Origin of the sequence: Streptomyces sp. V3I8, assembly GCF_030817535.1 — a bacterium.
In the GTDB taxonomy this organism is placed as follows: domain Bacteria; phylum Actinomycetota; class Actinomycetes; order Streptomycetales; family Streptomycetaceae; genus Streptomyces.
In genome coordinates this window covers 7502045-7525209 of record NZ_JAUSZL010000002.1, presented here as the reverse complement: position 1 = coordinate 7525209, position 23165 = coordinate 7502045, and the positions used below count along the sequence as shown (strand labels likewise).

Here is a 23165-nt window from a genome sequence, read left to right as displayed (position 1 = left end):
GGGCGCTGCGAAAGGGAAGGCGTACCGGAACATGAGGCGATCATCGCCGACGGCCACGGCCGCGTCGAATGGTTTTCCACGGGTCCCGGACGGGACCCGGACAGGACCACGGACGGGGCCACGGACGAGAGACGCCTCACATGCGGTGCGGATGGCCGGCGGTGAAGTACCGGTACGCGTGTGCCGGTGACCGCCGGCCGCGCGACGCCACCGCCGTGCGGCGGGTTCCGTCCGCGCGCGGCATCCCCCGCAGGACCGCCCGAACCGGGTGCGCGACCGTCAGCCGTGGTCAGGCCCGGTGAAGGGGTGAGGTCCCTCCTGTCACGCGCGCGTCCGTGCGGCCCGTTCCGGACCGGCCGCGGCGGCGTGGCCGGGGGCCGGCCGGCCGGGCACGGGGTCCGCCGGACCGCCCGGCGGCGGTTCCGAACAGCCGTCCGGCGTTCCGGAAGCTGTGACGCCCGTGAGACGTTCCATACGGCAATCACATACACGGGTCGGTTAGTGTCACCGGATGCTCGATGCCACCACCCGCTCTGGGGGCACCGCCACGGTCACTCCCCCCCTCCCCGCGACAGAACTCGTCCCCGTCGAGTTCACCACCGTGCCCACGGGCCTGGCCGCCCGCTGCACGAGAGCACTGCTCTCGCCGTGGTCCCGGCTCTCGCTGCTGGTCGCGCTCCTGCTGTCGGCCGCCGGGACGGTACTGCTGTTCGAGCCGCAGAGACTGCTGTCCGACGGCTGGCCACCGCAGTTGAACGGCGCCGCGGCGGCCCTGGTCTTCGCGGTCGCGTACGGCCTGTGCACGGTCGCGTTCGTGCCCCGGCCGATCCTCAACCTCGCGGCGGGCGCCCTCTTCGGCTCGCAGCTGGGGCTCGGGGCGGCGCTCGCAGGCACGGTCCTCGGGGCCGGAATCGCCTTCGGGCTCGGCCGGATGCTGGGGCAGGACGCGCTGCGGCCGTTGGTGCGCGGCCGCTGGCTGAAGGCCGCCGACGGGCAGCTCAGCCGGCACGGCTTCCGCTCGATGATGGCCGCGCGACTCTTCCCCGGGGTGCCGTTCTGGGCCGCGAACTACTGCGCGTCGGTGTCCCGGATGAGCTGGTTCCCCTTCCTTCTCGCCACCGGTCTCGGCTCGATCCCCAACACCGCCGCGTACGCCGTCGCGGGTGCCCGCGCCTCGGCCCCGACCTCCCCGGCCTTCCTGATCGCGATGGGCTTCATCGCACTCCCCGCCCTGGTCGGCGCGGTCGTCGCCTGGCGCAAGCGCCACCAGATCCGCGCCCGCTGACACCGGCCGCCCCGGCCCGCGGGCCCTGGCCCTGGCCCCGCGGTGGCTACAGGCCTTCCAGCACCATCGCGTTGGCCAGTCCGCCCGCCTCGCACATCGTCTGCAGCGCGTACCGGGCCCCACGCTCCCGCATCGCGTGGACGAGGGTGGTCGTCAGCCGCGTCCCGCTCGCGCCGAGCGGATGGCCGATCGCGATCGCACCGCCGTGCACGTTGACCTTGGCGAGGTCGGCGCCCGTCTCCTGCTGCCAGGCGAGCACCACACTGGAGAACGCCTCGTTGACCTCGAAGAGGTCGATGTCGTCGAGGGTCAACGAGGCCCGGCGCAGCACCTTCTCGGTGGCCGGGACGACACCGGTGAGCATCAGCAGCGGGTCGGACCCGGTGACGGCGAAGCTGTGCAGCCGGGCCAGCGGCCGCAGGCCCAGCCGGGCCGCGGTCTCGCCGGACGTGATGAGCACGGCCGAGGCGCCGTCGTTGACCGGGCTGGCGTTGCCCGCGGTGACGTTCCAGTCGATCTGCGGGAAGCGCTCGCCGAAGCCCGGGTCGTAGTAGGCGGACCTGAGCCCGGCCAGGACCTCCGTGCTGCTGTCCGGCCGCACGCACTCGTCGCGCGTCACCCCGTCGAGGGGCGCGGCCTCGGCGTCGAACAGTCCGCCCTCCCACGCGGCCGCGGCCCTGCGGTGCGACTCCACCGCGAAGGCGTCCATCCGCTCCCGGGACACCGACCACTTCGCCGCGATCAGCTCGGCGCTGATGCCCTGCGGGACCAGGCCCCCGGGGTGGCGCGCGGCCACCCCGGGCCCGAAGGGGTCCTTGCCCTCCGGGACGTTCGACCACATCGGCACCCGGCTCATCGACTCCACTCCGCAGGCCACGACCAGGTCGTACGCCCCGGAAATGACGCCCTGGGCAGCGAAGTGCACGGCCTGCTGGGAGGACCCGCACTGGCGGTCCACCGTCGTCGCCGGCACCGACTCGGGGAAGCCCGCCGACAGGACGGCGTACCGGGTGGTGTTCATGGCCTGCTCGCCGACCTGGTCGACCGTGCCGCCGATCACGTCGTCGATGAGCGCGGGGTCGACACCGGACCGCTCGACGAGCGTACGGAGCGTGTGGGCGAGGAGTTCCACGGGATGGACGTGGGCGAGCGCGCCGTTCGGCCTGCCTTTGCCGATCGGGGTGCGTACGGCTTCGACGATGACTGCGTCACGCATGGTCCGGCTCCTCGGGATCAGTGTCGGAAGCGGCGCCGGAGTCAGTGGGTTTGGATTCCGGACCGACTGGGTGACTCCACGGTAACCCAGTGGGTTGGAAGAACCAACCCACCCCGTAGACTGGGCGCCATGAAGGACGCCCGCCCCTGTTCGATCGCCGGCACCCTCGCCCTCGTCGGCGAAAAGTACTCCCTGCTCGTGCTGCGCGAGGTGACCCTGGGGGCCACGCGGTTCGACCAACTGGTCCGCAACACCGGCGCCCCGCGGGACGTCCTGGCGGCCCGGCTGAAGCGGCTCGTCGAGGCGGATCTGCTGGAGAAGGTCGCGTACAGCGAGAAGCCGCCGCGTTACGAGTACCGGGCCACCGGGGCCGGTCTGGAGCTGGAGCCGGTGCTGCTGACGCTCATGGCGTGGGGCGACCGGCACCTCGACGACGGCGGCCGTCCGATGGTGCTCGAACACATGGAGGGCCGCGGACAGGCCGGCGGCCGTCCCGGCGGCCATGAACTGGTCCCGGTCGTCATCTGCGCGGAGTGCGGCGAGAAGGTCCGCCACGACGACCTGACGGCCCATCCGCAGACGCCGGGCTGGACGGCCACGGGGCCCGCGGGGGTGTGAGCCCGTCCGGGACCCGACGGCGCCGGCTACTGCGCCCGGTACACGTCGAGCCGCCCGCACATGCCGTACTTCCCGTACTCCGAGGGCTGTTCGGCCCGTACGGCGGCCTCCGCGAGGTGGGACACGTCCCCGCGCTCCAGCCGGTCGAGCTGTTCCCCCGTCGCCGCGGAGGCCGCCGCGGCACCCCGCCGCCACCGCTCCCGCCACTCGGCGAGCCGGGGCCGCACGAGGGCCGCGGCGGCCCGGTGGAACGCGGCGAGGGGTTCGGGCCCGTCCGCCTCGCGCAGCGCCCGGTACCCCGTCAGGGCGAGGTCGCGCCGGACGCGGGCGATCCGCTCCCTCTCCTCCTCGGGCGCGTCCGCCGGGATCACGGTCGCGGCGGCGTAGGTCCGCGGGTCGCTCAGGTACGCGGGGGGCAGCGTGAGCACCGCGTCCCCCGCTTCCGGCAGCCCGCCGTTCTGCATGAGGACGGTGATGCGCAGGCCGCCCTCGTCGACCAGCCGGTGGACGGTGCCGGGCGTGAACCGGGCGACCGTGCCGGGCGTGAGCGGCGTGACCTCGTACCCGGAGGTGGTCAGCGTCTGCACCGCGCCCCGGCCGCCGGTGACGACGTACGCCTCCGAACAGGTCAGGTGCAGATGGGGTGTTCCGCCGCACACGCCGTCGTCGGCGGGCCAGTCGTAGACGCGCAGGTGCGAGACGGCGACCCCGCCGGGCAGACCGCCGAAGCCCTGCGGCGTCCCGGCGCGGTCGCCGTCGGCGCTCACCACGGGTGCTCCGCCAGGTACTCGGCGATCTGCGCGCGCTCCCAGGCACCGTCGGCGACGACCACGCGGTAGCGGCGGGTGAGCGTGTCGCCGGGCGCCAGTTCCAGTTCGTCGAAGAAGGCGAGGGAGGGCGCGACGGCCGCGAAGGGCTCGTCGCGGACGAACCAGTGGGCGGGGTGGGCCCCGTTCCCGCCCGTGTGGTCGTTCTCGGGGGCGTGCGCGAAGACGAGCGTCGCGTGCCCGTCGGCGCCGTCGTGCTCGGCGCGGTACGCGAGCCAGGGCGCCTGCCGCCCCATGAGTCCGGGGCCCTCCGCGTCCGGGCCGATGATCCGCCCGCCCCGGAAGCCCCGGGGGCCGCGCCAGAACAGGCCGGTGTACCCGGCCAGTTCGCGCCCGGCCGTCGTGGGACTGCCGAACCGCAGGGGTTCGTCCCGGCGGTTGGTGACGGAGGTCGTCCAGGTCAGCGCCCACGAGCCGGACGCGGGATCCACGTCGCGCACCTCGACGCGGCGCTCCTCCTGCGCCCAGAGCGAGCCGTCGTACGGGTGCCAGGTGAGCCGCTCCGCGATGACCGCGCCACCCGGTTCGGCGCCGTCCGTCCCGACCCGGTCGAAGGCGACGTGCCGCATCGACCCGACCCGCTCGGGCAGTTCGAGATACCCCTCGCCGTGCACATACGTGTTGCCGCCCCACAGGTTCGCCCCCGACAGGTGCGAGGCGGTCATCTGCAGACCCTTGTGCCAGCGGTGGTCGTTGGGCCGGTAGTCCGTGACGACGTCGCCGGCGAGGGTCCTGATCGGGTGCAGATACGGTTTCGGGGCCTCCCAGGCCGCCTCCGGGCCGTACACGTAGCTGAACAGCTCCACGCCGGTGGTGGGTTCGGTGACCGTGACGCGGTCGCCGTGGGCGTGGACGACGCGCAGGCCCTCTCGTGCGGTCATGCCGGTGTCTCCTCGTGCGGCGCGGATGCGGGTGCGGATGCGGGGACGGAGGCGGATGCGGGGGCCGGGGCGGATGCGGGTGCCCAGCCGGGGGCGCCGCCGTGCAGGGCCGTGTAGTAGGGGTCGCCGGGGCCGATGCCGCCGGCCCGGACGGTCGTGTCCGTGAACGCCGACTTGTAGAGCGCGGTGATCAGTTCGAGGCCGGTGCGCCCGTCGGTGCCGCTGCTGCGCGGCCGCTCCCCCGCGCGCATGCTCGCGACCAGCTCGCGCAGCTGGGCGAGGTGCGAGCTGGGCACGTCGGCGCCGAAGTCCCGCCAAGCGGCCACGTTCCCGGCCGGCTCGTCCGGTACGGGGGTGATGCGCCAGTTCTCGTTGCGGTGCCCGTAGAGGTGGGTCAGCTCGACCGTCGCGCGCTCGCAGTCGATGCGGATGCGGCTGACCTCGTCCGGGCTGAGGACGCTGTTGACCACGGTCGCGAGGGCGCCGCTCCGGAACCGCACGAGGGCGGTCGACACGTCCTCCGTCTGCACGTCGTGCACCAGGCGTCCGGTCATGGCCCGCACCTCGCTCCACGGCCCGAGCAGGTCGAGCAGGAGGTCCATCTGGTGGATGCCGTGGCCCATGGCGGGGCCGCCGCCCTCGGTCTCCCATCTGCCGCGCCAGGGCACGGCGTAGTAGGCGGCGTCGCGGTACCAGGTGGTCTGGCAGTGGGCCACCAGGGGCCGCCCCATGGCCCGGTCGGCGATCAGGCGGCGTACGTGCCGCGCGCCCGAACCGAAACGGTGCTGGAAGACGATGGAGGCGTAGGGACCGCCGTCGCCCTCCTCGGCCTCGACGGCGTCGAAGTCGGCGAGGGACGGCACGGGCGGCTTCTCGCACCACACCCAGGCACCGGCGCGCAGCGCGGCGACGGTCTGCTCGCGGTGCAGGGTGGGCGGGGTGCAGACGGAGACGAGGTCCGGGCGCTGTTCGGCCAGCATCCGGCCGAGGTCGGTGTACCCGTGCGGGACCCCGCCGTCCCTGCAGAACCGGCGCACCGCGCCGGCGTCGATGTCGACCGCGGCGACGACCTCCACCTCGCCCTCGGCGGCGAGGGCGGCGAGCGCGGGCAGATGGCTGCCGGCGGCGATGGCCCCGGTGCCGATGACGGCGGCCCTGATACGGCGCCCCCGGAGGCTTCCGAGGCCTCCGGCACCTCCGAGGGGGGCCGCGGCAGGTTTTCCGGATTCGGGGTCGGGCGACTTGCCGGTGGTGGCGTCGCGGGAAGTACGCATGGACGGGATCAGCGCTCCATCGGACGTGACGGCGGACGTGACGGTGGACGTGACGGCGGACCTGGCGGACGCCTGCCCGGCACGGCGACCAGGGGGCGGTCCGGCCGTAGCAAGCGCTTTCACTCCTCGCGGAAACGTAAGCGGCGACGTCGTCGCGGGTCAACACCCCGGCCGGCGCCGCCGGCTCGGCCGCGCGCGGCCGAGCCGGCGGCGCCGGCCGGGCCGAAAGAATGCGCGGTTCCCCGCGCCTCCGGGAGCCGGGCCCGGCCCAAGGGCAGGGCCCGCCCTGAGGACAGAGCCCGCGGGACCCGGACGGCGGTCCGGCGCGACGCGCGCTGCGGCCCCGTGCGCCCCGCCCGGTCGCACCGCACGACTCCCGTCACCGCCCCGCGCACCTCCCGTCGCCGCCCCCCACGTCAGGTCCTCGTCGACGTTCCGTGCGGCCCGCTCCGCCGTTCCCGGCGATGCCCGCTGTCGGCCCGTGCGCCCCGTACCGGGGAGCCCTGTCGTCGTACGGTCATCCGGGGGCGCTACGCTGCCCCGGGCGCGCCTGATCACCGCGGACGACAACGCGGCCCGTACGCCTGTCCATTCGCTCCGCTCCCGCCATCAGCACTTGGATCACGAAACTTCATGTCTTGGTTTGAATCCCTCATCCTCGGACTCGTCCAGGGGCTGACCGAGTTCCTGCCCGTCTCCTCCAGCGCGCACCTGCGGCTGACCGCGGCGTTCGCGGGCTGGGAGGACCCGGGAGCGGCCTTCACGGCGATCACCCAGATCGGCACGGAAGCGGCGGTGCTGATCTATTTCCGGAAGGACATCGCGCGGATCGTCTCGGCGTGGTTCCGTTCCCTGTTCAACAAGGAAATGCGCCAGGACCACGACGCCCGGATGGGCTGGCTCGTGATCATCGGCTCGATTCCGATCGGCGTCCTCGGCGTCACCCTCAAGGACCAGATCGAGGGGCCGTTCCGCGATCTGCGCGTCACCGCGACCACGCTGATCGTGATGGGCGTCATCCTGGGGGTCGCGGACCGGCTGGCGGCGCGTGACGAGACGGGCGGCAAGCACCGGGCCGCGAGGGAGCGCAAGTCCCTGCGCGACCTGAGCGTCAAGGACGGCCTGATCTACGGCCTCTGCCAGGCGATGGCCCTCGTCCCCGGCGTGTCGCGCTCCGGCGCCACCATCAGCGGCGGTCTCCTGATGGGCTACACCCGCGAGGCCGCGGCCCGCTACTCGTTCCTGCTCGCCGTCCCGGCGGTGCTCGCCTCCGGCGTGTTCGAGCTGAAGGACGCGAGCGAGGGCGGCCATGTGTCGTGGGGGCCCACGATCTTCGCCACGGTCATCGCGTTCCTGGTGGGTTACGCGGTCATCGCGTGGTTCATGAAGTTCATCACGACCAAGAGCTTCATGCCGTTCGTCTACTACCGCATCGCGCTCGGCATCGTCATCATTGTGCTGGTCAGCATGGGTGCGCTGAGTCCTCATGCGGCTGAATCCGGCGGCTGAACCAGGGCCGCACAGGTAGCGCCATCGAGCATTTCCCAGCGCCTGATTGCAGCACCGCGCCATGATCATCTCCCACTTGTCTCCCACTCATCTCCCACCGGGGAGGCGGGATACACCCCACTAGGACGTGTGCGTCCGCGAAGCAGGGGATGACGCGGAAGGGCCCGCACGGCAAGCCGTGCGGGCCCTTCCGTACCCAGGGTGGGGCGGATCAGCTGAGGTTCATGTCCGGCCCACGCCGCAATCCTCGCCACGAGGGAAACGCAGCCGGTCATCCACCGTGTCCCAGGCATCGCCCGTGAGGTCGTCCAGCGCGGCGGCGGCCGTGAGGATGAGCCGGACGAGGCGCGCTTCCGGCGTCCGCCGCGGCCGGTTCGGTCACGTCCGGCGGCGCCCCGGCGCCAGGGCGGCCGTCAGGGCAGAGCGCGCCTTGACGCACGGCCACGGAGGTTGGCCTCCGCCGCCCCGAGCCCCCGGGTCCAGGGGCCACGCTCGCGGTGAAGCCTGCGCACGCTTCACCAAATCCCCGAGCAATCTGGACCTGGATGTCAGACCGTTCCTGCCAACGGGCGTCGATCGGGGATAATCGACGCCATGTCGCTCCCCGGAGCCGTCGCACTCGCCCCGGGCGTCGCCGACCCGTACCGAATCAAGTTCGTCCGGCGGCTGCCCGGCTCCCTGGACGAGCTGCGCGGACCGGTGCACGGCGTGCTCGAGCTGCCGCTGACGGTGGCCTGGTCCGGGCTGCGCTCCTTCGACCTGGACCGGCCGCGGCTACGGATGAGCCTGTACCGCACGGTGCTGTCCGAGGGCATGCGCGAGGACCTGTGCCGCTTCCTCAACGCCGACCTGCTGATCGAGCTATGGCCGACTCTGCGCACCCTGATCGGCACCGCCGTCCGCGACGCCTGGGAGGGCGCCTTCCCCGAGCTGCGTGAAGCCGGTCAGGCCACCGCCACGTGAAGAAACCACCGATGCCGGAGCTGCACGCCCGGCTCCTCGAAGACGTCCTCGCCCTCGGTTCGCCCTACCCGCTGGTGCCGACCGGCGGCTACGCCGTCCAGGCGACCAGCTCGTCGACCGCCCCAGCCAGGATCTGGACGTCGCCACCCAGAACCCTGCCCCCATGGCCGACATCGCCCACTACCTGGTCGACGGTCTGACCCGGCTCGGATGGCGGGCCGAGACCATCGAGGTTTCCCCGCTCTCCGCCCGCTTCCTGGTCACCGATCCCGACAGCGGTCAGGAGTGCGAGGTCGACATCCTCAAGGAGGTGGCACCCGCGGGCCCGTGCCCGCGGTCAGCCGTGTACCGCTTGCTCATGTTGCTCTTCTTGCTCACTACCTGGAACTGCTTCCTCCGGGACCCGTCAGTCCCAGTATCAGGCTGTCCAGCTCAGCGGGGGAACTTCAGATCGACTCTGCCCGTCGCCACGTACGTCACGCACCTACGAGGTTCACCTCTCCAGACCTCCTCGCTTGATCAGCTGGCTCGCGATGATGTTGCGCTGGATCTCGTTGGTGCCCTCGCCGACGATCATCAACGGGGCGTCTCGGAAGTAGCGTTCGACGTCGAACTCGGTGGAGTAGCCGTAACCGCCGTGAATGCGCACGGCGTTGAGGGCGATCTGCATGGCCGTCTCGGAGGCGAATAGCTTCGCCATCCCTGTTTCCATGTCTACTCGCCGCCCGGCGTCAGCCTCTCGCGCCGCGTACAGGGTCAGCTGCCGGGCAGCTGTCAGTGAAGTCGCCATGTCCGCCAGGTAGTTGCCGATCGACTGGTGCTGCCAGATCGGCTTGCCGAACGACTCCCGCTCCTGGGCGTAAACCAGCGCGTCCTCCAGCGCCGCCCGAGCGACCCCGAGCGCGCGGGCGGCAACCTGCAACCGCCCGGTCTCCAGGCCCTTCATCATCTGCCCGAAGCCCTTGCCCTCCACGCCGCCGAGCAGAGCGTCGGCCGGCGCCCGATACTCCTCGAAGGACAGTTCGCAGCTCTCCACACCCTTGTAGCCGAGCTTGGGCAGGTCTCGGGAGATGGTGAGCCCCGGCCCGTGCTCGACCAGGAGGACGGAGATGCCCCGGTGTGCGGGAGCGGCCTCGGGGTCCGTCTTGCACAGCAGGGCGATCAGTTGCGAGCGGCGGGAGTTGGTGATCCACGTCTTGGTGCCGTTGACGACATATCCGTCGTCCTCCCTGCGGGCGACCGTGCGCATCGCCTGCAGATCCGAGCCGCCGCCCGGCTCCGTCAGGGCCATGGTCGCCCGGATCTCGCCGGTGGCCATCTTGGGCAGGTACCGCCGCTTCTGCTCCTCGGTGCCGAAGTGCAGCAGCAGCTTGGACACGACCGTGTGGCCTCCCATCGCGCCGGCCAGGCTCATCCACCCGCGGGCCAGTTCCTCGGTGATCAGCACATAGCAGGGGCCGGAGACAGGGGTGCCGCCATACTGCTCGGGGACGGCGAGGCCGAAGATGCCGAGTTGCTTCATCTGCTCGATCAGGGCTTCGGGGTAGGTGTTGGCGTGCTCCAGCTCCTGGACGACAGGTTTCACCTCCTTGTCCACGAATTCGTGCACCGTGCGGACGATGAACCGCTCGTCCTCGGACAGGGTGTCGAGAGTGCTCATGTTGAGTTGCTCCTGGGAGTGGGCGCCGATGTCAGAGGATGCGGGCGGCTCGTAGGTCCTGGATCTCGGCCGGGCTGTATCCCAGTTCGGCGAGGAGAGGCTCGGTGTGCTCGCCTGCAGCAGGCACGGCGCCCATGCGGGGCATCACGCCTGCCAGGTCGGCCGGAGGAAGCAGGGCCGGCACCGTCATTCCGCCAGGAATCGGCACGTCCCGCCAGCGGCCGCGTGCGGCAAGCACCGGGTGGGCAAGGAAGTCCTCGACGTCGTTGACTCCGGCGTTGGCGATGGCGGACTCGTCCAGCAGTCTCATCGCCTCGGCACTGTCCGTCTCCGCGAACCGTGCGGTCACGACCGCGTTCAGTTCCTCGCGGTGGGCGACGCGTGCCGGGCCGGAGGCGAAGCGCGGGTCGTCAACCAGATCGGGGGCGTCGAGGAAGCGCTCGCACAGCGCGGCCCACTCGCGTTCAGTCTGGACGGAGAACAGGACGTCCTTGCCGTCGGCGCAGGTGTAGACGCCGTAAGGGGCGATGGTGGCGTGCTGGGTACCCACCCGTGGGGGCTGGCTGCCGGTGAAGCGGGTGTAGTACGCGGGCTGGCCCAGCCATTCCGCCAGCGCCTCGAACAGCGATACCTCCACAGGTCGTACGGCACCCGTGGTGGCCCTGGTGAACAGAGCCGTGAGGATGCCCGAGTAGGCGTACATACCGCCCGCGATGTCGGCGATGGAGATGCCCACCCTGGCGGGTTCCTCCGGGCTTCCGGTGAGGGAGACGAGTCCGGTCTGGCACTGCACCAGCAGGTCGTACGCCTTGCGTTCGGCCCAGGGTCCGGTGGCGCCGTAGCCGGAGATCGAGCAGGGGATCAGTGACGGGAAACGCTCGCGCAGCGCGTCTGTTCCCAGACCTATCCTCGCAGCCGCGCCGGGCGTCAGGTTCTGCACGAACACATCAGCCCGGGCGAGGAGTTGTTCCAGGATGTGTCGTCCCCGTCCGGTCTTCAGGTCGAGGGTCAGGGACTCCTTCGAGCGGTTGAGCCAGACGAAATAGCTGGACTCACCGTGCACGCTTGTGTCGTACCGGCGGGCGAAGTCACCTCCTCCCGGCCGCTCCACCTTGATCACCCGGGCGCCGAGGTCGGCGAGTTGCCGCGTGGCGAACGGGGCCGCCACCGCCTGCTCGACGCTGACGACGGTAACACCGGACAGGGGCAGGTTTTCGGGGTGCTCAGGCATGCGTTGGCCTCCGGGAGTGGACTCGACCCGCTGAAGCCATCATGAGCACTCATGACAGTGGGAGTGAAATACTAAATCGTGATGGCATCATGCCCGGTGCGGATGCTGAGGGGAGAGCAGTGGACGTCAAACAGCTGAAAGCGCTCGTCACGGTTGCCGAGGTGGGAAGCGTGACCCGCGCTGCGGAGCTGCTGCACCTGGTGCAGCCGGCCGTGACCCGGCAGATCCGCACCCTGGAGCACGAACTCGGCGTCCCGCTCTTCGAGCGGACCCGGCTGGGCATGCGCCCCACCGAGGCCGGCTCGATCATGGTGGACCGGGCTCGGCGGGCGCTGAACGAGCTGGAACGGGCCCGTGCCGAGGTGCGGCCCGCACCCGGCGCTGTCACGGGCATCGTCAACGCCGGCCTGCTCGAGAGCACGATCGATCTGCTGGCCGAACCACTGGTCTCGGCCCTCGCCAGGAAGCACCCCGGTGTCGAACTGCGCCTGATGACGGCCTACTCCGGGCACCTCCAGCGATGGCTCGACGACGGGGACCTGGACCTGACGCTGCTGTACAACCTGGACAGCACCCCCTCGCTCCACACCCGGCCGCTGGTGCGCGAACAGCTGTGGGTGGCAGCCCCGCCCTCCGCCGGCCTGAAGGCCGATCGTCCCGTGCCCTTTGCCGAGGTCGCCGGCCATCCCATGGTCCTGCCCGCCTCCGGCCATGCCCTGCGCGCACTGATCGACGCCGCTGCGGCGCGCGCGCAGGCCGACATGGAGGTCGTCGTCCAGACCAACTCCCTGCGGGTGCAGAAACAGCTCGTACTGGCCGAGCACGGCTGGACCGTGCTGCCCGGGGTCGGCATCGCCGAGGACGTCGCGAACGGCACTCTGAGCGCAGCGCCGCTCACCGAGCCGGCGGTGTGGCGTTCGATCGTCCTCGCCACCCCGAGGTCCGGCCGGACGCCACCCGCCGTGGATGCGGTGGCTCAGGAGCTTGTACGGCAGATCAGCGTGGCCGTGCGTGAGGGCCGATGGCCGTCCGCGCAGCCTCACGGTGAGTGACGTCGTCCAGCCCGTTCCAGATCCGGACCGGACGACGTCCCCCTGCCGGCCGTGCAGTCATACAGGCCGGGCATACCTGCATCATGCCTTTTTATTGTTCAGCTCCATCCATCAGCACTCATGATGTACGGCGTGCACGAGTCACCCACTCCCCCGCCGCCCTCCGGGGCGGCACCTGCGCCCACTGGTACGGCCGCCACGCGCCGGCCCTGCAGGTCGTCACCCCGATGAGAGGAAACCGTGCCCATGCCTGCGCCCCTCGCCTCCTATGTGGAGTCCTGGCATCCCGAACCGGCGACTGCCAAGGATCCCCTGTTGCTCGGCCCGGCGGCGGCCTTTTCGAACCTGCTTGACCTCCCCGGCGCCGCCGCCGAGTCCGGCGATCCGCTGCCGCCTCTGTGGCAGTGGCTCTACTTCCTGCAGTGGGTTCCCCAGCAGGGCCTCGGCCCCGACGGACACCTGCGCGACGGCCGCAATCTGCCGCCCGTTCCGGACCGTCGGCGCATGTTCGCCGGTGGACGCTGCGAGGTCATCGAGCCCCTGCGTCTCGGCGAGCCGGCCGAACGCACCAGCAGCCTGGCCGCGGTCACCCCCAGGCACGGCCGCAGTGGCGAGCTTCTGTTCGTCACCGAGCGCCAGGAGTTCCGGCAGCACGGCCGCCTCTGCGTGGTGGAGGAGCAGGACATCGTCTACCGGTCGGGCAACGGCAACGCGCCCCGGCATCCGGCCACGCTCGACATCTCGGCCGTACCGGAGGCGGAGGGGCAGTGGCAGCTCCGGCTCAGGCCGACCGAAACGCTGCTGTTCCGGTTCAGCGCGCTCACCGCAAACGCTCACCGCATCCACTACGACACTCCGTACGCGCGGGATGTGGAGGGGTATCCGGGTCTCGTCGTCCACGGCCCGCTGCTGGCTCTGCTCATCCTGGAACTCGTGCGCAGGAACGCCCCCAGGCGCCGGGTACGGTCGCTCTCCTACCGGCTGCACCGGCCTGCGTTCGTCGGCGAGCACCTCATCGCCGGCGGCACACCCACCGAAGGACAGGCCCGGCTGCGCGTCGCCACCTACCGCGAGGCCCGGCACGCCACCGCCGAGGTGACCTTCGCATGAGCCACCCGGACGGCGACCGCGTCACCGCCGCGCGAACCCTGCTCTTCGTCCCGGGCAACCGGCCCGACCGCTTCGACAAGGCAGCCTCATCCGGCACCGACCTGGTCGTCATCGATCTGGAGGACGCCGTCGCCCCGGACGACAAGGACAGTGCCCGCGGCAACGCGAGCACCTGGCCTGCCCTTGGCACCCGAGCCGTCGTACGCATCAATCCACCCGGCACCCCCTGGTTCGAGGCGGACCTGGCGCAAGCGGCCGCCCACGGCTGCCCCGTCATGGTGCCCAAGGCCGAGGACGCGTACGTCCTGGCAGAGATCGCCGGCCGTGTGGCCGGACGCTGCCCGCTGATCCCGCTGGTCGAGACGGCTCTCGGCATCGAGCGGGCCCATGAGGTGTGCTCCGTCCCCGGAGTCGTGCGCGTCGCTTTCGGCAATGTCGATCTTGCCGTTCAGCTGGGCGTTGCCCCGGATGACCATGTCGCCCTCACACATGCCCGCTCCCGACTGGTGCTCGCGTCCGCGGCAGCCGGCATCCGCCCGCCCGTCGACGGTGTCACCACCGCCGTACGGGACGCCGGTGCGCTCGATGCCGACATCGCGCACGCCCGGCGCCTGGGCTTCACCGGCAAGCTGTGCATTCACCCCGCTCAGGTGCGGCCCGCCGCCGACGGGTTCGCTCCCACCGCCGACGAACTGCGCTGGGCACGCAGCGTCCTGGGCGTCGGCGATTCGGTCACCGTGGTCGGCGGACAGATGGTCGATCGGCCGGTATTCGAACGGGCAAGGGGTGTCCTGGCCCGGGCAGAAGAAGTCCGGGAGCCGGCCGAATGATGCTCGAGCCTGGCCGTGACGGAACGTTCATGGCAAGTCGAGCAGAAGGTCGGGACGGTGACGGGGCCGGGCTCGGTCAGCCGGCGGCGGTCCTCTGGTGCTCGGAGCGCTGCGCGGCGAGCTGTGCCAGTGCGGTCGCCGCGGCATTGCGGACGTGAATCTCGCACGCTTCACGAGCGGCACCGGCATCACGGCGCACGGCCGCGGCATCGTGGATGGCGGTAAGTTCCCGGACGGTCTCCGGGTCCCGCCCTTCAGCCTGCATGGACAGCCCACGCAGCATCTGCACGCGTGCGTGGATGCCGCGGAGGGTCGAATCGATGATCGTATTCCCCGCCCCGGCAGTGAGGACGTCGTAGAACTCGTCCTTCATCGAGAGCCGCTCGCTCAGGTCGGCCTTGCCGTAGGTGCGTGAGAAACGGCGAACCAACTCACCCATCTGCTCACACTGTTCGGGGGTGGACCGCTCGGCGAACAGGGCCCCGGCCAGGCCCTCCAGCGCGCACCGCACCTCGTAGAGCGCCTTGGCGTCGGAGGCCGTCAGTTCGGTGACGACCGGACCGCGGTTCGCAACCGTGGTCACAAGCCCTTCGGACTCAAGCTGTCGCAAGACCTCACGGATCACCGTCCGGGAGACCTCGTACCGTGCGCACAGCCGCGCCTCGACCAGCCGCTCCCCGGGTGTGAACTCCGCTGCCAGGATGTCTTGCCGGAGCAGTTCGAGCACCTGGGACCGTAGTGGCGCGGCCACACGCTGCACTCGCTGCCCTGCCACGCGGCCGCTCCTTCTCGTCACCGGTTCTTACGTAACACTGTAATACAGTAATTCGGCAAGGCTGGTCATGACACTGCCGCGATGTTCGAGGAGATTTCGGCGGGCAGCTCACACCGGCGCGTCACCGGGTGAGGTCGACACCGGTCGTCGTCGCCATGTAGCGGGCGATCTCGGACTGATCCGGGTTCTCCCCGTCGAGGCCAGCGAGCGCCGCTCGGCAGAACCGGACACAGGCCTGCGAGACCTCCGGCGACAGGTCCAGTGACGTGAACAGGTCCAGCGCGGTGGTGATGTCCTTTACGGTCAGCGGGAGGGAGAACCCGACCTGGAACCGTCCGTCCAGCACCTCCGGCCCGATCTTGACCTCGGTCGACTGGTTGCGACCGGTGGACCGGTTGATGACGTCGAGCATGATCCGTGGATCCAGGCCGAATTTGGTTCCCGCGGTGAGGACTTCGAGTGCTCCGACCAGTCCGATGGCCGACAGCAGGTTGTTGAGCGCCTTCAGCGCATGCGCGGAACCGGCGGCGCCGACGTGCGTCACCGACGTTCCCACGGCGCGCAGCAGCGGGAGCGACCGCTCGTAGTCGTCGGCCGGCCCGCCCGCCATGATCGTGAGCTCGGCCGTCCTGGCCTTGCGCGGGCCGCCGGAGACCGGAGCGTCGACCATCCCCACTCCGCGCTCCCGGAGCCGCTCGGCCAGCTCCTGGGTGGCCCGGGGTGCCGACGAGCCCATGTCCACGACGAGGGAACCCGGACGCAGTCGGCCGGCGAGGCTCGCGGGGTCCTGCGGATCGCCGAGCACACGCTGGACGATCCCGCTGTTGGGGAGCATGAGGATGAGGACGTCGGTGTCGGCCGCGTCGTCGGGATTCGCCAAGGCCGTCACACCGTCGTTCCGGGCGGCCACGGCGATCGCGTCGGCGTCGGTGTCGTAGACCGTTACCGGCACGGATCGTGCGAGGTTGCGGACCATGGGCTGCCCCATCGTGCCCAAGCCGATGAAGGTCACGGTGTCCGTCATGTCTGACCTGCTTTCCTTGCTGGTCCTGGACGGCCTGGATTCCCGGTCGTCAGGAGTTGTCTGACGACATCAGGCGCCCGCGCCCGATCCTCCCTGGTGAGCCTCCACGGTCGGCTCCAGGCCGTCGGCGCCCACGACCTCACGCCAGGCCTCGAACCCGGTCTGGAAGGCCACGATGCCGGCCTCGGGCAGGCTGATCTCGATCGCTTCGAGGATCTCCTGCGGAGTGACCCCCAGGTCCAGGGCGACTCTGATGTGACTCTGGATGTGCCCCTTCGAGGCCCGCATCACCGTGAGGCTGACGATGAAGATGAGTTCCTTCGTCTTGCGGTCCAGTGTCCGCTGGTCGAGATAGGCGGCGCCGACAAGGCCGTTGGCGGCTTGGAGAACGGGGAAGTCCTGCTTGGCCATCACCTTGTGGTAGTCGAGGACGTAGCCCCGCTTGCGTGCCATCTCATCGATGTAGAGCTGGGGATCCTGAGCAGTGGTCATGGTGTGCTCCTTCGATTGGCGACCAGGCATACCGTAATACAGTATTACGGTATGCCGCCATAGGTCTGTGCCCGGGTCTGTGTTCAGTCCTGGGCCGGCTTGTCCGTCTCTTCCGCGGAAGGGGTGTTCCGCCGCCAGGCCGCCCGTTTCAGGCTCTACGAGGTCCGGGTCAGGGATGTCGGCGTGGTGCAGGGCGGTTCGACCTGCCCTGCTGCCCGGTCCGAGCGCGGATCCGGGTCTGCACGGAGCACGTGCCGTCGGCACCGGAGGAACCCGTGGTATCGGTGCGGACAGTCCAAGCTCGCCAACGCACTGTTCACCGTCGAGCTCGACCGGCGCCGGGCCGACGGGATCCGCGGCTATGCGGTGCACCGGGTGTCGTCGTCGGTACGGCCCTCAACGGTGCGGTCGGCCGGAAGGGGCCGCGGGCCATGGGCTTGTTCGACGAGGTCGGCCGGTCATCGACACCGCGCACGGGAAGAAGACCCCGCACCAGGGCGCCGGCACGATCGTATTCGCGGCCACCACCTCACAGCTGGCCGACGTCGGCGGCGTCTACCTCAAGGACAACGACATCGCATCGCTGGACGACGAGATGACGCCCGTGACGCCCGTGACGCCCGACAGCATCCCCTCCGCGGCCGTCAGCCACGCCTTGGTCCCCGAGTCGGCACGGCGGCTGTGGGACCTCAGCGAGAAGTTGGTGGCCGAGGTGTTCGTCCCCGGCCGGTGTGGGGTGGGCCGTGCCGGTACCGGCCCACGACCACGGCGTCATCCGGGGCTCACCGTATGCCGTCCGTACCCTGCGGCGGCTCAGCACACAAGCACATGTGCCGGCCTGACCCTCTGCCAGGTGCTGGACGCAATCCACGACCTGGCAGAGGAACCGGGCGCAGCACTACCGGGCGGACACCACGTCGACCAGCAGCTTGGCGGTGCCTTCGGGGGACTCGACGTGGAAGTGGTGGCTTCCCAGGTCGACGGGCACGATATGGATGCGGTCGCCGTAGCGGTCGATGGCTTCCTGCGTGAGGATGTCGCGCACCGCGAACAGCGTGATCGGCTGCTTGACCTCGCGCAGCGCGGCGTCCATGTCCCAGTGCACCAGGCCCTCGATCGATCTCAGGCCCGCAGGCTGCCGTACGGCCGACATCTTCTCGAAGTAGGCGTCCTTCAGTGCCGGATCGGTGTCCTCCAGCGAGCCTCCCTCGACCAGGCCGCGTACCGCGGCGGGGAAGTCGTCGTGGAACGGCTGGAGGAGCGCCTTGGCGAGCTGCTCGTCCGGTGCGGGGAACAACGCGAGGTAGTGCAGGGCGTCGAGCGCGACCACATGGGAGACCACGTCGGGAAGGAGCCGGCCGGCTTCGACGGCGACCGCTCCGCCGAGGGAGTGCCCGACCACGACACAGTCGTCCACCGACTCCGTTTCCAGCACGGCCTTCACGTCATGGGCGAACTCCTCCATCGTCCAGACGTCACGGGTGGACCGGGAGTCGCCGTGCTCTCCGAGATCGACCGCGAGGAGGCGGTAATTCTCCGGGAGGAAGCCGGCTATCGCGTCGAAGTCGTTACGGTTGCAGCCCCAGCCGTGGATGAAGGCCAGGGTCGGGCCGTCGGCCGGGCCGCTGATCGTGTAGTGGATCGTCGTGTGGTCGGCGCGCTGAACCTCGCGGCTCGCGGCAATTCTGGTCGTCACTGTCGTCCTCTCTTCCTCTTGCGGTCTCCACAGCACATCCGGATTACAGCGCACGGTGGTACCGGGCCGGCCAGGCCGCCGGGTCGCCGGCCCGGTTGCGCAGGGCGAAGTACGGATCGCGCAGCAGGGCGCGTCCGACCAGCACGGCGTCCGCCTGGCCGTCGGCCAGGACCCGGCCGGCCAGCGACAGGTCGGCGATCTGTCCGACCGGGGCGACCGCGAGTCCCGACGCCTTCTTCAGTGTGTTCGCAAACTCGACATTGACCCCGTCCCGGGCCGGCGGACGGGCCTCCAGGTCGCGCACGAGCACGCCTGAGGTGACGTCGAGAAGGTCGATGCCCACGGTCGCCAGCTCCTTGGCGAACGTCACCGCCTCGTCGATGGTGATGCCGCCCTCGGCCCAGTCCGTCGCGGTGATGCGGACGAAGACGGGCTTCTCCGCCGGAAAGGCCTCACGGACGGCCTCGGCCACGCGCAGCGGAAGACGCATCCGGTTCTGCAGGCTGCCGCCGTACTCGTCCGTCCGCTGGTTGGCCAGGGGGGAGAGGAACTGGTGCAGAAGGTATCCGTGCGCAGCGTGGATCTCGACGACCTCGTACCCCGCCAGATGGGCCATCCGCGCCGACCGGGCGAAGGCCTCGACGACCTCGTCCATGTCCGCGGAGGTGGCTTTCCGGGGAACGGACAGGTCGCCGAACGGGACCGCGGACGGCCCGAACACGTCCCAGCCGCCGTCGGCCACGCTCACGGGGCCGTTCTGCCCCTCGCCCTCCCAGGGAACCTGGTGGGATCCCTTCCTGCCGGCGGCCAGCAGCTGGACCGCGGGGACCGCGCCCTGCTGGGCTATGAACGAGGTCAGGCGCCGGTGCGCGGCGGCCTGCTCCTCGTTCCAGATTCCGAGGTCCGCCGACGTGGTCCGGTGCAGCGGTCCGACGGCATTGGACTCGATCATGACCAGGCCCACTCCGCCGACTGCGCGCGCACCGTAGTGCACGAGGTGCCAGTCGGTCGGTTTCCCGTCGGTTCCGGCCGCGTACTGGGCCATGGGGGACATCCACAGGCGATTGGGGATGGTGACTTCCCGCAGTCGCAGCGGGGTCATTTCCGGGCCCGCGAACTCTGTGCTGGACACACCTGGACTCACTTTCTTCACGCCGTGCGTATTCCAGTAATACAAAAGGTTGACAGTCACCGTACCGCAACACGATACTCCGTGCCACTAGATGGTCCAACAAGGGAACGAACGCAGCAACGAAGCCGGACCCGGATGCGTCGCGACGGGCCGGCACAACGCGGGCAGCGGGCCCGGAGAGTGGCACGACGTGGCACCGGACAAGATCACCCGGACCACAGAGTTCTCTTGCCTCGGCGGAGGAGCGCCGTGTGCCGCCCGCTGCAGCCGCTCGGCACCCGCGTCTCCCTGACGACCGACCCTCGTGGCGGTTCGACGGAACTCCTCCTCACTCCGATGCATAGGAGAAGTCGTGGCAGCAGAACAGCAAACCGCCGTGATCGGACGCGCAAACGGTGATGCGCCTTCGAGCAGGATGACCCGCAGACAGATGAAGGCGATCTTCGCCGGCTCGCTCGGGAACACGGTCGAGTACGTGGACTGGGGAATCTATGCGTCCCTGGCTCCGGTCTTCGCAGGTCAGTTCTTCCCCAAGGGGGATCCCACCACAGCGTTTCTGTCCACACTGGCGATCTTCGCGGTGGGATTCTTCGTACGCCCTCTCGGCGGCCTCGTCCTCGGCGCCTACGCCGACCGGTACGGCCGCAAGAAGGCCCTCACGCTGACCATCACCCTCATGTCGGCCGGCGGCCTCGCCATCGCGGTGTGTCCGACGTACGAGCAGATCGGAGTCGGCGCGCCCCTGGTGCTGCTGGTAGCCAGGCTGGTGCAGGCCTTCTCCGCCGGCGGCGAGTGGCCGAGCTCCGTGTCGTACATCGTCGAGAACGCGGCACCGGGACGGCGGGCGTTCGCCGGATCCTTCCAGCAGGTGTCGACGGCGAGTGGAATGCTGCTCGCCTCGCTGCTCTCGCTGGCCGTGACCTCGAACCTGAACGACCACCAGATGGAGAGGTACGGATGGCGGATCGCCTTCGCCGTCGCCGCCGCTCTGGGGCTGATCGTCCTGTGGCTGCGCCTCCGTACGCAGGAGAGCGAGCACTTCGACAACGCGGAACAGTCGGGCAAGACCCACAAGCCGGTCAAGACGCTGTTCGCCTCACACAAGCTGAACATGCTGCGCGTCATCGGGATCACGGTTCCCGGCGCGATCATCTATTACCTGTGGATCACCAGCATGCCGGGCTACGCCAGCACGACGAACGGCCTCGACCTGGACAAGGCGCTGCTCGCGAACTCCCTCGCGGTCGTCCTGTTCATGATCCTGCTTCCGATCGGCGGAATCCTGTCGGACCGCTGGGGCAGGCGTCCCCTGTTCCTGTTCTTCGTGATCGGTTTCGCGCTGTACGCCTGGCCCGCCTATCGCATGCTCGGCGCCGGCGGCTTCTGGACGCTGCTACTGGTCGAATCCATCGGGATGGTCCTGCTCGCCGGCAACTGCGCGATCGTGGCCGCCATCTACGCCGAACTCTTCCCGACCTCGGTGCGGACGACCGGGATCGGACTTCCCTACGCGACGGCCGTCGCGCTGTTCGGCGGCACCGCACCGTACTTCACCACCTGGCTGGCCAGCATCGGGCACCAGGACAAGATCTGGATCTACATCATCGCCTCGGCAGCGATCGGCATGGTCACGATCATGACGATGTCCGACGGCGTGAAGAAGGGATCACTCGACTGATGAGTACTTCACCCGAGGCATCAACGGGACAAGAGCCGTGGCAGTGGGACGAGGCCGTATGGCGGGGACACGCTGAGCGCGTCCGCGCGGGGCGGGACCTGACTCCGCGGGAATGGCCGGGCGGCGCCCGTATGGCCGTGGCACTCTCCTTCGATCCCGACCACGAGACGCTCTCGTTGCGCGAGGGCGACACCTCGCCCGGCGCGATGGGCAGGGGCGAGTTCGGGTCGCGGGTGGGATCGCGCCGGATTCTCCGGCTTCTCGAAGAGTTCCAGATCCCGGCCACGTTCTTCATCCCCGCGGTGTCCGCGCTGCTGCACCCGCAGGAGGCCAAGGACTACGCCGCGGCAGGCCACGAGATCGGTGCGCACGGCTGGATCCACGAGCGGAACGCGCTGCTGACCCCGGAGGACGAGCTCGACCTCAACCGCCGCAGCCTGGATGTGCTGGAGAACCTCGTCGGTCAGCGGCCGGTCGGGATCAGGACACCCAGTGCCGACTTCTCCGACTCCACCGTGGAGATCCTGCAGGAGCTCGGGTTCCGGTACGACACGTCACTCATGGCCGACGACATGCCCTACGAGATCCTCTCGAACAGGCGCCCCACGGGGATCGTGGAGGTTCCCATGGAGTGGATCCGCGACGACGCGCCCTACTTCATGATGACGCGGTTCGGTCCCCACCGGCCCTACACCCCTCCCCGCGCCTGGGCCGAGATCATGAAGGACGAGTTCGACTCGGCCTATGCCGACGGAGCGGTCTTCCAGATGGTCTGTCATCCGCACATCATCGGCCACCGCTCGAGGATGCACGCGCTGCGCGGGCTGGTCGAGCACATGAAGTCGCATGAGAACGTCTGGTACGCCACGCATGGCGAGATCGCCGACTACGTGTGGCGCAATGCCGACCAGGACCCGGAGAACCGCCTCTGACGACAGCGGTGATCACAAGACGAGGAAGACATCGAAGCCCGCTCCGGCGGACGGTGCCCCGGCGTCAAGGTCAGGCGGATGCGATCAGCGTGCTGATCTCGTCCGCGGCCGCGACGACCAGCGCTGCCAGGGTCTCTTCCTGCGAATTGTCGTAGCGCATCTCCGGGACGGCGAGCGTGACTCCTGCTATGGGCCGTCCGGACGGGTCCGTGATGGCCGCGGCGAGCGAGGCGACGTGCGGACGGAACCACCCGGACACGTTGCGCGCGTATCCGAGCCCGGCGGTCCGCCGGATCTCCTCGCGCAGCTCGTCGGAACTCAGCACGGGGGACTGCGCGTATTCCCTCAGCTCACGCTTCAGCAACTCATCCACATCAGTGGAGGCAAGGCGCGACATGATCGCCACGCCCGCCGAAGTGGCCCTGAGCGGCAGACGCGTGCCCACCTCAAGGATGACACGGACCACGTGCGTGCTCTCCTGCGTGGCGACGATGACGTAGTCCTCCCCGTCGCGCAGCCCGAGTTGGACCGTCTCCTCGGTCTCCGTGGCGAGGCGTTTGACCACGGGCGCCGCCAGATCCCGGAGGTCCTGCTCACCGGCCCCGCGCAATCCGATGGCGAGAGCCTTCATCGTCACGCCCCACCGCGCGTGCTCAGGGTCGACGACCCGTAGCCAGCCGGCCTGCTGAAGTGTGACGAGGCAGCGCTGGACCGAGCTCTTCGGGATCTGCGTGACACGCGCCAGCTCCGAGACGCCGATGGGCTGTCGCACGGCGACTTCCTCGAGGACGCGAAGTGTGCTGAGAACGCTGTTCATCGACCGAATACCACTGCTCGGCCTGTCCTGCCCGGTCACGTCTCCGCCAGCCTCCCCGTATCCCAGATGTGAACTCCTGAGCGTACCACCCACCGCGCAGCCATCTCGCATCGCGGCACAGGCAACCCCTTGTCGGGGGCGGGATGCGTGGATTACTGTGCGG

General features: G+C 70.0%; 21 protein-coding genes and 1 pseudogene. 10 read left to right on the top strand and 12 right to left on the bottom strand.

The annotated features are described in order from the left end of the window. Positions 1-511 precede the first annotated feature (511 nt). Positions 512-1285, top strand: a complete 774-nt coding sequence (locus tag QFZ75_RS33405; RefSeq protein WP_307542901.1) for a TVP38/TMEM64 family protein — start codon at positions 512-514, stop codon at positions 1283-1285. A gap of 46 nt (positions 1286-1331) precedes the next feature. Here the strand turns inward: QFZ75_RS33405 and QFZ75_RS33400 are convergent, their stop codons facing one another. Further along, positions 1332-2501 (bottom strand): thiolase family protein, encoded by a 1170-nt coding sequence (locus QFZ75_RS33400; RefSeq protein WP_307542899.1) that lies wholly within the window; start codon positions 2499-2501, stop codon positions 1332-1334. A 120-nt stretch (positions 2502-2621) separates the two neighbouring features. Here QFZ75_RS33400 and QFZ75_RS33395 point away from each other — a divergent pair, with 120 nt between their 5' ends. Next, on the top strand, positions 2622-3119 hold the full coding sequence (locus tag QFZ75_RS33395; protein ID WP_307544959.1) for a helix-turn-helix domain-containing protein: 498 nt from the start codon (positions 2622-2624) through the stop codon (positions 3117-3119). Positions 3120-3145: 26 nt separating this feature from the next. Here QFZ75_RS33395 and QFZ75_RS33390 read toward each other — a convergent pair whose 3' ends face one another. Genes QFZ75_RS33390 through QFZ75_RS33380 form a run of 3 tightly spaced genes read right to left on the bottom strand, consistent with a single transcriptional unit; the run spans position 3146 to position 6101 of the window. Beyond that, positions 3146-3889 carry a cupin gene (locus QFZ75_RS33390; protein ID WP_307542898.1) on the bottom strand — a complete coding sequence of 248 codons (744 nt, stop codon included), beginning with the start codon at positions 3887-3889 and terminating at the stop codon, positions 3146-3148. Beyond that, positions 3883-4827, bottom strand: coding sequence for a PmoA family protein (locus QFZ75_RS33385; RefSeq protein WP_307542896.1), 945 nt, complete (start codon positions 4825-4827; stop codon positions 3883-3885). The genes QFZ75_RS33390 and QFZ75_RS33385 overlap by 7 nt, the downstream gene beginning before the upstream one ends. After that, positions 4824-6101: a Gfo/Idh/MocA family protein gene (locus QFZ75_RS33380; RefSeq protein WP_307542894.1), complete on the bottom strand. Its 1278-nt coding sequence runs from the start codon at positions 6099-6101 to the stop codon at positions 4824-4826. The genes QFZ75_RS33385 and QFZ75_RS33380 overlap by 4 nt, the downstream gene beginning before the upstream one ends. Before the next feature lie 633 nt (positions 6102-6734). Here QFZ75_RS33380 and QFZ75_RS33375 point away from each other — a divergent pair. From QFZ75_RS33375 to QFZ75_RS33365, 3 genes and pseudogenes are all read left to right on the top strand, one after another. Further along, positions 6735-7610, top strand: a complete 876-nt coding sequence (locus tag QFZ75_RS33375) for an undecaprenyl-diphosphate phosphatase (protein WP_307542891.1) — start codon at positions 6735-6737, stop codon at positions 7608-7610. Between the two features lie 594 nt (positions 7611-8204). Then, positions 8205-8573 carry a hypothetical protein gene (locus tag QFZ75_RS33370; RefSeq protein ID WP_307542889.1) on the top strand — a complete coding sequence of 123 codons (369 nt, stop codon included), beginning with the start codon at positions 8205-8207 and terminating at the stop codon, positions 8571-8573. Positions 8574-8584: 11 nt separating this feature from the next. Continuing rightward, a pseudogene (locus QFZ75_RS33365) lies at positions 8585-8901 on the top strand (hypothetical protein); the annotation flags it as partial. Positions 8902-9066: 165 nt separating this feature from the next. Here the strand turns inward: QFZ75_RS33365 and QFZ75_RS33360 are convergent. After that, positions 9067-10233 (bottom strand): acyl-CoA dehydrogenase family protein, encoded by a 1167-nt coding sequence (locus QFZ75_RS33360; RefSeq protein WP_307542886.1) that lies wholly within the window; start codon positions 10231-10233, stop codon positions 9067-9069. Positions 10234-10264: 31 nt separating this feature from the next. Further along, positions 10265-11464, bottom strand: coding sequence for a CaiB/BaiF CoA-transferase family protein (locus QFZ75_RS33355; RefSeq protein WP_307542884.1), 1200 nt, complete (start codon positions 11462-11464; stop codon positions 10265-10267). Between the two features lie 41 nt (positions 11465-11505). On the opposite strand from QFZ75_RS33355, the gene QFZ75_RS33350 reads away from it, so the two are divergent. From QFZ75_RS33350 to QFZ75_RS33340, 3 genes are all read left to right on the top strand, one after another. Then, complete coding sequence (locus tag QFZ75_RS33350) at positions 11506-12516, top strand: LysR family transcriptional regulator (protein ID WP_373465980.1); 1011 nt, start codon at positions 11506-11508, stop codon at positions 12514-12516. 246 nt (positions 12517-12762) lie between these two features. After that, complete coding sequence (locus tag QFZ75_RS33345) at positions 12763-13626, top strand: hypothetical protein (protein ID WP_307542879.1); 864 nt, start codon at positions 12763-12765, stop codon at positions 13624-13626. Beyond that, complete coding sequence (locus QFZ75_RS33340; protein ID WP_307542878.1) at positions 13623-14456, top strand: CoA ester lyase; 834 nt, start codon at positions 13623-13625, stop codon at positions 14454-14456. The genes QFZ75_RS33345 and QFZ75_RS33340 overlap by 4 nt, the downstream gene beginning before the upstream one ends. A 76-nt stretch (positions 14457-14532) precedes the next feature. Here the strand turns inward: QFZ75_RS33340 and QFZ75_RS33335 are convergent, their stop codons facing one another. From QFZ75_RS33335 to QFZ75_RS33315, 5 genes are all read right to left on the bottom strand, one after another. Continuing rightward, the gene (locus tag QFZ75_RS33335) at positions 14533-15231 is read right to left on the bottom strand and encodes a GntR family transcriptional regulator (protein WP_307542876.1); all 699 of its coding nucleotides are present in this window, start codon (positions 15229-15231) and stop codon (positions 14533-14535) included. Between the two features lie 121 nt (positions 15232-15352). Continuing rightward, positions 15353-16255, bottom strand: a complete 903-nt coding sequence (locus QFZ75_RS33330) for an NAD(P)-dependent oxidoreductase (RefSeq protein WP_307542874.1) — start codon at positions 16253-16255, stop codon at positions 15353-15355. Between the two features lie 69 nt (positions 16256-16324). Beyond that, positions 16325-16747, bottom strand: coding sequence for a carboxymuconolactone decarboxylase family protein (locus tag QFZ75_RS33325; RefSeq protein ID WP_307542871.1), 423 nt, complete (start codon positions 16745-16747; stop codon positions 16325-16327). An 898-nt stretch (positions 16748-17645) separates the two neighbouring features. After that, the gene (locus tag QFZ75_RS33320; protein WP_307542870.1) at positions 17646-18443 is read right to left on the bottom strand and encodes an alpha/beta fold hydrolase; all 798 of its coding nucleotides are present in this window, start codon (positions 18441-18443) and stop codon (positions 17646-17648) included. A 43-nt stretch (positions 18444-18486) separates the two neighbouring features. Next, positions 18487-19575, bottom strand: coding sequence for an NADH:flavin oxidoreductase/NADH oxidase (locus tag QFZ75_RS33315; RefSeq protein ID WP_307542869.1), 1089 nt, complete (start codon positions 19573-19575; stop codon positions 18487-18489). 415 nt (positions 19576-19990) lie between these two features. On the opposite strand from QFZ75_RS33315, the gene QFZ75_RS33310 reads away from it, so the two are divergent. Then, positions 19991-21253 carry an MFS transporter gene (locus QFZ75_RS33310; protein WP_307542866.1) on the top strand — a complete coding sequence of 421 codons (1263 nt, stop codon included), beginning with the start codon at positions 19991-19993 and terminating at the stop codon, positions 21251-21253. Further along, positions 21253-22185, top strand: coding sequence for a polysaccharide deacetylase (locus QFZ75_RS33305; protein ID WP_307542864.1), 933 nt, complete (start codon positions 21253-21255; stop codon positions 22183-22185). Before QFZ75_RS33310 ends, QFZ75_RS33305 begins: the two co-directional genes overlap by 1 nt. A 70-nt stretch (positions 22186-22255) precedes the next feature. Here the strand turns inward: QFZ75_RS33305 and QFZ75_RS33300 are convergent, their stop codons facing one another. Further along, positions 22256-23002: an IclR family transcriptional regulator gene (locus QFZ75_RS33300; RefSeq protein WP_307542861.1), complete on the bottom strand. Its 747-nt coding sequence runs from the start codon at positions 23000-23002 to the stop codon at positions 22256-22258. Positions 23003-23165: the final 163 nt, after the last annotated feature.

Coding starts and splice junctions, on each gene's coding strand:
- QFZ75_RS33405 (WP_307542901.1), top strand. CDS start 512: ATGCTCGATGCCACCACCCGCTCTGGGGGCACCGCCACGGTCACTCCC.
- QFZ75_RS33400 (WP_307542899.1), bottom strand. CDS start 2,501: ATGCGTGACGCAGTCATCGTCGAAGCCGTACGCACCCCGATCGGCAAA.
- QFZ75_RS33385 (WP_307542896.1), bottom strand. CDS start 4,827: ATGACCGCACGAGAGGGCCTGCGCGTCGTCCACGCCCACGGCGACCGC.
- QFZ75_RS33380 (WP_307542894.1), bottom strand. CDS start 6,101: ATGCGTACTTCCCGCGACGCCACCACCGGCAAGTCGCCCGACCCCGAA.
- QFZ75_RS33375 (WP_307542891.1), top strand. CDS start 6,735: ATGTCTTGGTTTGAATCCCTCATCCTCGGACTCGTCCAGGGGCTGACC.
- QFZ75_RS33370 (WP_307542889.1), top strand. CDS start 8,205: ATGTCGCTCCCCGGAGCCGTCGCACTCGCCCCGGGCGTCGCCGACCCG.
- QFZ75_RS33360 (WP_307542886.1), bottom strand. CDS start 10,233: ATGAGCACTCTCGACACCCTGTCCGAGGACGAGCGGTTCATCGTCCGC.
- QFZ75_RS33355 (WP_307542884.1), bottom strand. CDS start 11,464: ATGCCTGAGCACCCCGAAAACCTGCCCCTGTCCGGTGTTACCGTCGTC.
- QFZ75_RS33350 (WP_373465980.1), top strand. CDS start 11,506: ATGAGCACTCATGACAGTGGGAGTGAAATACTAAATCGTGATGGCATC.
- QFZ75_RS33345 (WP_307542879.1), top strand. CDS start 12,763: ATGCCTGCGCCCCTCGCCTCCTATGTGGAGTCCTGGCATCCCGAACCG.
- QFZ75_RS33340 (WP_307542878.1), top strand. CDS start 13,623: ATGAGCCACCCGGACGGCGACCGCGTCACCGCCGCGCGAACCCTGCTC.
- QFZ75_RS33330 (WP_307542874.1), bottom strand. CDS start 16,255: ATGACGGACACCGTGACCTTCATCGGCTTGGGCACGATGGGGCAGCCC.
- QFZ75_RS33325 (WP_307542871.1), bottom strand. CDS start 16,747: ATGACCACTGCTCAGGATCCCCAGCTCTACATCGATGAGATGGCACGC.
- QFZ75_RS33310 (WP_307542866.1), top strand. CDS start 19,991: ATGACCCGCAGACAGATGAAGGCGATCTTCGCCGGCTCGCTCGGGAAC.
- QFZ75_RS33305 (WP_307542864.1), top strand. CDS start 21,253: ATGAGTACTTCACCCGAGGCATCAACGGGACAAGAGCCGTGGCAGTGG.
- QFZ75_RS33300 (WP_307542861.1), bottom strand. CDS start 23,002: ATGAACAGCGTTCTCAGCACACTTCGCGTCCTCGAGGAAGTCGCCGTG.